This is a genomic window from Pseudomonas sp. W15Feb34, assembly GCF_023127765.1.
Classification (GTDB): Bacteria; Pseudomonadota; Gammaproteobacteria; order Pseudomonadales; family Pseudomonadaceae; genus Aquipseudomonas; species Aquipseudomonas synxantha_A.
The window spans coordinates 407774-417707 of sequence record NZ_SPKN01000029.1; the positions used below are offsets into that span (position 1 = coordinate 407774).

General features: G+C 58.6%; 9 protein-coding genes. All 9 read left to right on the top strand.

What is annotated here, in order from left to right:
- The first annotated feature begins 57 nt into the window (after nucleotides 1-57).
- The 9 genes from mrcB (at nucleotide 58) to msrQ (ending at nucleotide 9875) form a co-directional block, all read left to right on the top strand.
- Nucleotides 58-2382 carry a penicillin-binding protein 1B gene (gene mrcB, locus E4O97_RS15565; RefSeq protein ID WP_005791412.1) on the top strand — a complete coding sequence of 775 codons (2325 nt, stop codon included), beginning with the start codon at nucleotides 58-60 and terminating at the stop codon, nucleotides 2380-2382.
- A 16-nt stretch (nucleotides 2383-2398) separates the two neighbouring features.
- On the top strand, nucleotides 2399-3133 hold the full coding sequence (locus E4O97_RS15570) for a tetratricopeptide repeat protein (RefSeq protein ID WP_005791411.1): 735 nt from the start codon (nucleotides 2399-2401) through the stop codon (nucleotides 3131-3133).
- Nucleotides 3133-3462, top strand: coding sequence for a YqcC family protein (locus E4O97_RS15575; protein ID WP_248161647.1), 330 nt, complete (start codon nucleotides 3133-3135; stop codon nucleotides 3460-3462). The genes E4O97_RS15570 and E4O97_RS15575 overlap by 1 nt, the downstream gene beginning before the upstream one ends.
- Before the next feature lie 431 nt (nucleotides 3463-3893).
- A complete protein-coding gene (locus E4O97_RS15580) occupies nucleotides 3894-5618 on the top strand; it encodes an acetolactate synthase 3 large subunit (RefSeq protein WP_005791407.1) in 1725 nt (574 codons plus the stop codon).
- Between the two features lie 2 nt (nucleotides 5619-5620).
- Nucleotides 5621-6112, top strand: coding sequence for an acetolactate synthase small subunit (ilvN, locus tag E4O97_RS15585; RefSeq protein WP_003176102.1), 492 nt, complete (start codon nucleotides 5621-5623; stop codon nucleotides 6110-6112).
- 47 nt (nucleotides 6113-6159) lie between these two features.
- Nucleotides 6160-7176, top strand: a complete 1017-nt coding sequence (gene ilvC, locus E4O97_RS15590; RefSeq protein ID WP_003194132.1) for a ketol-acid reductoisomerase — start codon at nucleotides 6160-6162, stop codon at nucleotides 7174-7176.
- 144 nt (nucleotides 7177-7320) lie between these two features.
- Complete coding sequence (gene pssA, locus E4O97_RS15595; RefSeq protein WP_005791399.1) at nucleotides 7321-8178, top strand: CDP-diacylglycerol--serine O-phosphatidyltransferase; 858 nt, start codon at nucleotides 7321-7323, stop codon at nucleotides 8176-8178.
- Between the two features lie 63 nt (nucleotides 8179-8241).
- Complete coding sequence (msrP, locus tag E4O97_RS15600; protein ID WP_248161649.1) at nucleotides 8242-9255, top strand: protein-methionine-sulfoxide reductase catalytic subunit MsrP; 1014 nt, start codon at nucleotides 8242-8244, stop codon at nucleotides 9253-9255.
- The gene (gene msrQ / locus E4O97_RS15605) at nucleotides 9255-9875 is read left to right on the top strand and encodes a protein-methionine-sulfoxide reductase heme-binding subunit MsrQ (protein ID WP_032879472.1); all 621 of its coding nucleotides are present in this window, start codon (nucleotides 9255-9257) and stop codon (nucleotides 9873-9875) included. The genes msrP and msrQ overlap by 1 nt, the downstream gene beginning before the upstream one ends.
- Nucleotides 9876-9934 lie beyond the last annotated feature (59 nt).

Genomic DNA, 9934 nt, shown 5'->3' on the forward strand with positions numbered 1-9934 from the left:
TGCAAACCGCTGTCCGGCTCATGTTGATCATCAATAAAGTGCGTATAATCCGCCGCCATGACTCGAACCCGATCTCCCCGTTCCCGTAAAAAACCTCCTTCCCGCAGCTTGCGCCCCTGGTTGGGCTGGGCGCTCAAGCTGGGCCTGGTTGGCCTTGTGGTGGTCGCCGGCTTTGCGGTGTACCTCGATGCCGTGGTGCAGGAAAAATTCTCTGGCAAGCGCTGGACGATTCCGGCCAAGGTGTATGCACGCCCGCTGGAACTGTTCTCCGGGCAGAAGCTGAGCAAGGAGGACTTCCTTACCGAGCTCGACGCACTGGGCTATCGCCGCGAACCTGTGAGCAATGGCCCCGGCGCCGCAGCCGTCAGCGGCAACACCGTCGACCTGAACACCCGTGGGTTCCAGTTCTACGAAGGCCTGGAAAAAGCTCAGCCGGTACGCGTGCGTTTCTCCGGCGATTATGTGGCTGAACTGTCCTCGCTCAATGGCTCCAAGCTGCCGGTAGTGCGCCTGGAACCGTTGATGATTGGCGGTATTTATCCGAAAAACCTAGAAGATCGCATCCTGATCAAGCTTGATCAGGTACCGCCTTATTTGCTGGAAACCCTGGTGGCGGTCGAAGACCGCGATTTCTACAGCCATTGGGGCGTCTCGCCGAAGTCGATTGCCCGCGCTGTCTGGGTCAACACCTCCGGTGGCAAGATGACCCAGGGCGGCAGTACGCTCACGCAACAATTGGTCAAGAACTTCTACCTGACCAACGAGCGCAGCCTCACCCGTAAACTCACCGAAGCCATGATGGCGATGTTGCTGGAGCTGCATTACAGCAAGCAGGAAATCCTTGAGGCGTACCTCAACGAGGTATTCGTCGGTCAGGATGGCCAGCGCGCGGTGCACGGTTTCGGTTTGGCCAGCCAGTTTTTCTTTGGGCAACCGTTATCCGAGTTGAAGTTGCATCAGGTCGCGCTGCTGGTGGGCATGGTCAAGGGGCCGTCCTATTACAATCCGCGTCGCAACCCGGAGCGTGCGCTCGAACGTCGCAACCTGGTACTCGATGTATTGGAGCAGCAGGGTGTCGCGACGGCTGAACAAGTGGCCGCCGCGAAGAAAATGCCGTTGGGTGTGACCACTCGCGGCAAGTTGGCCGATAGCTCGTTCCCCGGCTTTATCGATCTGGTCAAGCGCCAGTTGCGTGAAGACTACCGCGACGAAGACTTGACCGAAGAGGGCTTGCGGATTTTCACCAGCTTCGACCCGATCCTGCAGATGAAGGCCGAAGCGTCCGTCAACGACACCTTCAAACGCCTGACCGGCCGTAAAGGCTCGGATGAAGTCGAAGCCGCCATGGTCGTGACCAACCCGGAAACCGGTGAAGTCCAGGCCATGATCGGCAGCCGCCAGGCCAGTTTCGCCGGCTTCAACCGCGCACTGGACGCCGTGCGGCCGATTGGCTCGCTGGTCAAGCCTGCGGTCTACTTGAGTGCGTTGGAAAAACCCAGCAAGTACACGCTGACCAGTTGGCTGTCGGATGACCCGTTGTCGGTCAAAGGAGCGAATGGCCAGGTATGGACGCCGAAGAACTTCGATCGCCGTTCCCATGGCACGGTGTTCCTGTATCAGGGGCTGGCGCATTCCTACAATATTTCCACCTCGCGCCTGGGGCTTGAGGTCGGTGTGCCAAATGTCCTGAAAACCATCGCGCGACTGGGGGTGGAGCGTGAGTTCCCGGCATTCCCGTCCATGCTTCTGGGCGCTGCGGCCATGACCCCGATGGAAGTGGCGACCATGTACCAGACCCTCGCCAACGGTGGCTTCAATACACCGATGCGCGGGATCCGCAGTGTGCTGACCGCCGAAGGCGAACCGCTCAAGCGCTACCCGTTCCAGATCCAGCAGCGTTTTGACGCGGGCTCTATCTACCTGATCCAGAACGCCATGCAGCGTGTGATGCGTGAGGGTACAGGGCGCTCGGTGTACAGCGTGCTGCCGTCGAACCTGACGCTGGCGGGCAAGACCGGTACCAGTAACGACTCGCGTGACAGCTGGTTTGCGGGTTTCGGCCAGGATGTATTGGCCGTGGTGTGGCTGGGGCGTGACGATAACGGCAAGACGCCGTTCACCGGTGCGACCGGCGCGCTGCAGGTATGGACCAGTTTCATGCGCAAGGCTGACCCGTTGCCGCTCAACATGCCCCAGCCGGACAATATCGTGCAGGCCTGGATTGATCCGCACACCGGCCAGGGCTCTGATGCCAACTGTCCGGGGGCGGTGCAGATGCCGTATATTCGCGGCAGCGAACCACCACCCGGCCCTGCGTGCGGTGGCAGTGCCCCTGCTGACGCGGATTCGGTGATGGATTGGGTCAAGGGCTGGATGAATTAAGCAAAGAGGGTTTCAAGTGAACAAGTTGTGGATTCCAGCAATTACGGCTCTGGCTTTGCTCGGCGGTTGCTCCAGCGTGCAGCGCGGCTCCATCCCTGTGGTGGACTCAAGCACGTCCGTCTCCAATAACGACCGCATTTCGGCCAATGGCGGCTTCCGTCAGACGGTAGTCAAGCGGCCTGCCCAGGCTGCAACCCAGGCAATTCCCCAGGACTCCGGCGTCGTGGTGATGGTGCCTGGCAGTGGTGCTGCAACCTCGGCGCCTATCAGCGCCGAGCCATGGACCCCAGGCCCTAGCACTTCCGGGCCGGTTAACGCCACGCCGATTCAAACCGCGCCGGTCAACCAGGGCACCTACAACATGCCTTCGACGCCGAGCGGTATTCCGTCATCGTCCAATGCGGGCGGGTTGTCGGCTGACGAACAACTCGATGGCCCGGTGCTGGCGCTGCTCACCACCGCTCAGCAGCAGCAGGCGGGTGGCGATTTGAATGGCGCCTCGTCGAGCCTTGAACGTGCCCAGCGCGTGGCGCCGCGTGAGCCACAAGTGCTGTATCGCCTGGCCCAGGTGCGCATGGCCCAGGGCGATGCGCCCCAGGCCGAGCAATTCGCTCGCCGTGGCCTGAGCCTGGCCAATGGCCGCCCAGACCTGCAAGCCAGCCTGTGGGCCTTGATCGGCGATGCGCGCGCCGCCCAGGGCGATGCAGCGGGTGCCGCCCAGGCGCGACAGAAAGCCAAGGTCAGCCTCTGATGGATGCACGTTTCCCTGCGATTGCCGAACAGCTGTTGCTGATCGAGCGAGAACTGCGCGTGCAGGGCTGGTGGGATGAAGAGTCCCCCGGTGCTGAAGCGCTCAGCAGTGTCGAACCCTTTTCAGTCGATACCCTGGACTTTCACCAGTGGCTGCAATGGATCTTCCTCGCGCGTATGAAGCACATCCTGGAGCAGGACCTGCCCTTGCCGAATGCATCGGGGATCCTGGAAATGGCCGAGATGGTCTATGCCGACCGACCGCGGGAGAGCCTCGGCTTGCGTAACGCGCTGAAAAAGTTCGATCAATTGATCGTCGACGCTCGTTAATTGCCTGACTGCCGGGTTTTCCGGCAGTCTTGCGCACATTTCTACCGCTTGACGACATTCAGGCGAGTTTTATCCCTCCTCAAAGCCCTTTCTTCTACGTTCTCATGCGCTTAGTTGGAAAAAAGCGCAATTATTGCTTGACTTGAAGGGCCTGAAACAGAAGAATCCAAAGTCCGCTGTATCGGGACTGCCAGAAGCAGGCCCGCTCAGCAGATCATGAGGCGCACACCCGCGCCGACCTGTAACACCCGCAACGCGTTACCTCGCGCTGGGTGGGAAAAGCCCGCAACACTTGGGACGATCCCAATACTTGCTCAGTCAGTGCTGACGTAGTCGGCGACCACCGTCGCTCATGCTCTGTTGAGAAGTAAACCTATTAAGACCCGTCGGTTTTTAACGGACGGTATTCTGGCGTTTTAGAGGTGAACAACGTGGAGCTTTTATCTGGCGGTGAGATGCTCGTCCGCTTTTTGCGTGACGAAGGCGTCGACTATATCTACGGGTACCCAGGTGGTGCTCTGCTGCATGTCTACGACGCACTGTTCAAGGAACCGGCTGTTACCCACATCCTGGTTCGCCACGAACAGGCCGCGACCCATATGGCTGACGGTTACGCCCGTGCCACCGGTAAAGCCGGCGTGGTACTGGTAACGTCTGGCCCAGGCGCAACCAATGCCATTACCGGTATTGCGACTGCGTATATGGACTCCATCCCGATGGTGATCATTTCTGGCCAGGTGCCAAGCACCATGGTCGGCACCGACGCTTTCCAGGAAACCGACATGATCGGTATTTCCCGCCCGATCGTGAAACACAGCTTCATGATCAAGCACGCGTCGGAAATCCCGGAAGTCATGAAGAAGGCGTTCTACCTCGCACAGTCCGGTCGTCCGGGCCCTGTGGTGGTGGATATCCCGAAAGACATGACCAACCCGGCCGAAAAATTCGAATACATCTTCCCCAAGAAAGCCAAGCTGCGTTCCTACAGCCCGGCCGTCCGCGGGCACTCGGGGCAAATCCGCAAGGCGGCAGAAATGCTCCTGGCAGCCAAGCGCCCCGTGTTGTACTCCGGCGGTGGCGTGATTCTGGGCGGCGGTTCCGCTCCGCTGACCGAACTGGCCAAGCTGCTCAACCTGCCGGTGACCAACACCCTGATGGGCCTCGGCGCATTCCCGGGTACGGACCGCCAGTTCGTCGGTATGCTCGGTATGCACGGCAGCTACACCGCCAACCTGACCATGCACCACGCTGACGTGATCCTGGCCGTGGGCGCGCGGTTCGATGACCGTGTGATCAATGGTGCGAGCAAGTTCTGCCCGAATGCCAAGATCATCCATATCGACATCGACCCGGCGTCCATCTCCAAGACCATCAAGGCCGATGTGCCGATCGTGGGGCCGGTGGAGAGCGTGTTGACCGAAATGGTCGCAGCGCTCAAGGACATCGGCGAGGCACCGAACAAGGAGTCCGTTGCCAGCTGGTGGAAGCAGATTGACGAATGGCGTGGTGATCGCGGCCTGTTCCCTTATGACAAGGGCGACGGCAGCATCATCAAGCCACAAACCGTGATCGAAACCCTGTGCGAAGTGACCAAGGGCGACGCCTTTGTAACCTCCGACGTGGGCCAGCACCAGATGTTCGCGGCGCAGTACTACAAGTTCGACAAGCCTAACCGCTGGATCAACTCCGGTGGCCTGGGCACGATGGGCTTTGGTTTCCCTGCGGCCATGGGTGTGAAACTGAGCTTCCCGGATGCCGACGTTGCCTGCGTCACCGGCGAAGGCAGCATCCAGATGAACATCCAGGAGCTGTCGACGTGCCTGCAATATGGTCTTCCAGTGAAGATCGTCTGCTTGAACAACGGCGTGCTCGGCATGGTTCGTCAATGGCAGGACATGAGCTACGGTAGCCGTCACTCCCACTCCTACATGGAATCGTTGCCGGATTTCATCAAGTTGGTTGAAGCCTATGGCCACGTCGGCATTCGCATCACTGATTTGAAAGATCTGAAGCCGAAGATGGAAGAAGCGTTCGCCATGAAAGACCGCCTGGTGTTCATCGATATTCAGGTCGATACCAGCGAGCACGTCTATCCGATGCAAATCAAAGACGGCTCCATGCGCGACATGTGGCTGAACAAGACGGAGCGTACTTAATCATGCGGCATATTATCTCCCTGCTTCTGGAGAACGAGCCCGGCGCCTTGTCCCGTGTTGTCGGCCTGTTTTCGCAACGCAACTACAACATCGAAAGCCTGACCGTGGCGCCGACCGAAGACCCGACCCTGTCGCGCCTGACGTTGACCACTGTTGGCCACGATGAGGTGATCGAGCAGATCACCAAGAACCTCAACAAGCTGATCGAAGTGGTCAAGCTGGTCGACCTGTCGGAAAGCGCCCACATCGAGCGCGAACTGATGCTCGTCAAGGTCAAGGCCACGGGTGCCCAGCGTGCCGAGATCAAGCGCACTACCGATATTTATCGCGGGCAGATCGTCGATGTGAGCGCCAGCGTTTATACCGTTCAACTGACCGGTACAAGCGACAAGCTGGACAGCTTCATCCAGTCGATCGGGACAGCCTCGATTCTGGAAACCGTACGCAGTGGTGTCACCGGGATTGCCCGTGGCGACAAAGTACTCAGCATCTAACCCAAATTAGCGAATGGCCTTACGGCCTGGATATATAGAGGAACCTCATGAAAGTTTATTACGATAAAGATTGTGACCTGTCGATCATCCAGGGCAAGAAAGTCGCCATCATCGGCTACGGTTCCCAGGGCCACGCACAAGCGTGCAACCTGAAAGATTCCGGCGTGGACGTCACCGTTGGCCTGCGCAAAGGTTCGGCTACTGTTGCCAAGGCTGAAGCCCACGGCCTGAAAGTGACCGACGTTGCTTCCGCCGTAGCGGCTGCCGACCTGGTCATGATCCTGACCCCGGACGAGTTCCAGTCCTCGCTGTACAAGAACGAAATCGAGCCGAACATCAAGAAGGGCGCCACCCTGGCCTTCTCCCACGGCTTCGCGATTCACTACAACCAGGTTGTGCCGCGCGCTGACCTCGACGTGATCATGATCGCGCCGAAAGCGCCGGGCCACACCGTGCGTTCCGAGTTCGTCAAAGGCGGTGGTATCCCTGACCTGATCGCGATCTACCAGGACGCGTCGGGCAACGCCAAAAACGTTGCACTGTCCTACGCTGCTGGCGTTGGTGGTGGTCGCACCGGCATTATCGAAACCACCTTCAAGGACGAGACTGAAACCGACCTGTTCGGCGAACAAGCCGTTCTGTGCGGCGGTACCGTTGAGCTGGTCAAAGCCGGTTTCGAAACCCTGGTTGAAGCTGGCTACGCGCCGGAAATGGCCTACTTCGAATGCCTGCACGAACTGAAGCTGATCGTTGACCTCATGTACGAAGGCGGTATCGCCAACATGAACTATTCGATCTCCAACAACGCCGAGTACGGTGAGTACGTGACTGGTCCGGAAGTGATCAACGCCGAGTCCCGCCAGGCCATGCGCAACGCCCTGAAACGTATTCAGGACGGCGAATACGCCAAAATGTTCATCAGCGAAGGCGCTACCGGCTACCCTTCGATGACCGCCAAGCGCCGTAACAACGCCGCTCACGGTATCGAAGTCATCGGCGAGCAACTGCGCTCCATGATGCCGTGGATCGGTGCCAACAAGATCGTCGACAAAGCCAAGAACTAAGTCGTACGCATCAAGGGAAAACGCGGCTTAGGCCGCGTTTTTTCGTTTGAGGGGCCGGTTCTGGTATAAAGCTGCATCGTTTGCGGGCGAACACTCGCCGCAAGTATCTGTCGAATTTTTTCACACCGTTGCAAGGTAAAGTCCATGAGCGAACGTCCCGAAGAGCCAAACCAGGCTTCCGACGCCGAAAGCATGCTGCCGATCGATGAACATGTCGAAGAAGGGCATGACGCCGAAGGCCGTAAGGTCCGGCATCGTGGCATCTATCTTCTGCCCAATCTGTTTACGACGGCGAACCTGTTTGCCGGCTTTTATTCCATCATCAACTCCATGAGTGCCCAAAGTGCGCTGGCGGCAGGTGATGCGGCGAGTGCCAGCAAGTACTTTGGTTTTGCTGCCATCGCAATCTTCGTGGCCATGGTGCTCGACGGCCTGGATGGGCGCGTAGCGCGGATGACCAACACCCAAAGTGCTTTTGGCGCCGAGTACGACTCGCTGTCGGACATGGTTGCCTTTGGTGTCGCCCCTGCGCTGCTGGCTTTTGCTTGGGCATTGGGTGACATGGGCAAGGTCGGCTGGATGGTTGCCTTCATCTATGTCGCCGGTGCCGCGTTGCGACTGGCGCGTTTCAATACGCAGGTGGGCACTGCCGACAAGCGTTACTTCATCGGGCTTGCCAGCCCGGCAGCCGCCGGCGTCGTGGCGGGTATCGTCTGGGCGTTCAGTGATTACGGCATCCAGGGGTCGAAGATGTCGTTCCTGGTAGCGTTGATGGTTGCAGCGGCCGGGATGCTGATGGTCAGCAATATCAAGTACAACAGCTTCAAGGAGCTGGACCTCAAAGGGCGCGTGCCTTTCGTGGCGATCCTTGTGGTGGTGCTTGTGTTTGCAGTGGTGTTCAGTGATCCGCCGCGGATTCTGCTGCTGGCGTTCCTGGTTTACGCCGCGTCTGGTCCGATTCAGTATTTGCTGCATCTGCGCCGGGACAAAACATTGCCTTAATGTAATTTCCCCCATACTCCGCAGTCTATTGGTGCATCAGTTCTCCAATGCTGCGGAGTTGCCATGTTAATCAAACTACCCAAAGCGTCCGATTGCCATGAATCGGATGTCACGCCTGAATCCCTCTATTTCTCTCGTCGCAGTTTGCTCGGTGGTGCGCTGGCCGGTATTGCCGCCAGTAGCTTGCCGCGTTGGGCCAGTGCGGGCGATGCGGCGCGTTATGCCGATGTCGAAGCGGGCAGGGCGCCCAACTGGGTTGCCGAGAAGCTTCCTGGTACGAAATGGCAGGCGGTGACGGTCAAGGACGAGGCGATCACGCCGTTCAAGGATGCAACCCACTACAACAACTTTTATGAGTTCGGTACCGACAAGGGCGACCCGGCGGCGAATGCAGGTGCGCTCAAGACCGAGCCGTGGAGTGTTGTGATCGATGGTGAGGTGGCCAAGCCTGGGCGTTATGCCTTGGAAGACTTCATGAAACCCTATGAGCTGGAAGAACGGATCTATCGATTGCGCTGCGTTGAAGCCTGGTCGATGGTGATTCCGTGGATCGGTTTCCCGATCTCGGCCTTGCTCAAGCAGGTTGAACCTACCTCCAAAGCGAAGTACATCCGTTTTGAAACCCTCCAGGACCCGAAGAGCATGCCTGGGCAGCGCTCCAGTTTCGGCTTGATCGACTGGCCTTATGTAGAAGGGCTGCGTCTGGACGAAGCGATGAACCCGCTGGCGATTCTCGCCGTAGGTATGTATGGGCGCGAGCTGCCTAATCAGAATGGTGCGCCGTTGCGCTTGGTGGTGCCGTGGAAGTACGGCTTCAAAAGTGTCAAATCCATCGTGCGGATCAGCCTTGTCAGCGAGCAGCCGAAAACCACCTGGCAGAGCATTGCGGCTGATGAGTATGGGTTCTACGCAAATGTGAACCCTACGGTCGATCATCCGCGGTGGACCCAGGCGCGGGAGCGACGTCTACCCAGTGGCCTGTTCAGCCCGAACGTGCGCGATACGCAGATGTTCAATGGCTACGCGGATGAGGTCGCGTCTTTATATACAGGTCTCGATCTGCGGAAGAACTACTGATGCGCTTTCCAATCTGGCGCATTGGAGTCTTTATAGCTGCGGCGGTTTGGCCATTGCTCTGGTTGTATGAAGCATGGAGTTTTGCCCTGGGGCCTGATCCGGGCAAAGTGCTGGTCGATCGCTTGGGGCTGGGTACGTTGATCCTGCTGCTGATCACGCTCGGGATGACGCCGCTGCAGAAGTTGAGCGGTTGGGCAGGGTGGATCGCGGTACGCCGGCAGTTGGGGCTGTGGTGCTTCGCCTATGTAGTACTGCATTTGGCGGCATACTGCGTGTTCGTCCTTGGGCTCGATTGGTCGCAGCTCGGCGTAGAACTGCGCAAGCGGCCCTACATAATTGTGGGGGCGCTGGGGTTTATGGCTCTATTGGTGCTGGCTGTCACATCCAACCGCTATAGCCAGCGTCGATTGGGTAGCCGCTGGAAGAAGTTGCATCGCTTGACCTATGTGATCCTGGGCCTGGGTTTGCTGCACATGCTCTGGATAGTTCGGGCTGATCTGAAGGAATGGGCTGTCTACGCTTCCATTGGTGCACTGCTTCTTTTGTTGCGGGTGCCACCGGTGATGCGCCGAATCCCTCGCCTTATTGCTAAAAAGACACCTTCTGCCACAAAAGTGTAATTAACCCTTGACGGCAGATTCTGGAAGCCTATAATTCGCCCCACTTCCGGCGCAGTCGA

What these genes read in the sequence shown, in the direction of transcription:
- ilvN (WP_003176102.1), top strand. Translation starts at nt 5,621, where the DNA reads ATGCGGCATATTATCTCCCTGCTTCTGGAGAACGAGCCCGGCGCCTTG.
- ilvC (WP_003194132.1), top strand. Translation starts at nt 6,160, where the DNA reads ATGAAAGTTTATTACGATAAAGATTGTGACCTGTCGATCATCCAGGGC.
- msrP (WP_248161649.1), top strand. Translation starts at nt 8,242, where the DNA reads ATGTTAATCAAACTACCCAAAGCGTCCGATTGCCATGAATCGGATGTC.
- E4O97_RS15575 (WP_248161647.1), top strand. Translation starts at nt 3,133, where the DNA reads ATGGATGCACGTTTCCCTGCGATTGCCGAACAGCTGTTGCTGATCGAG.
- pssA (WP_005791399.1), top strand. Translation starts at nt 7,321, where the DNA reads ATGAGCGAACGTCCCGAAGAGCCAAACCAGGCTTCCGACGCCGAAAGC.
- mrcB (WP_005791412.1), top strand. Translation starts at nt 58, where the DNA reads ATGACTCGAACCCGATCTCCCCGTTCCCGTAAAAAACCTCCTTCCCGC.
- msrQ (WP_032879472.1), top strand. Translation starts at nt 9,255, where the DNA reads ATGCGCTTTCCAATCTGGCGCATTGGAGTCTTTATAGCTGCGGCGGTT.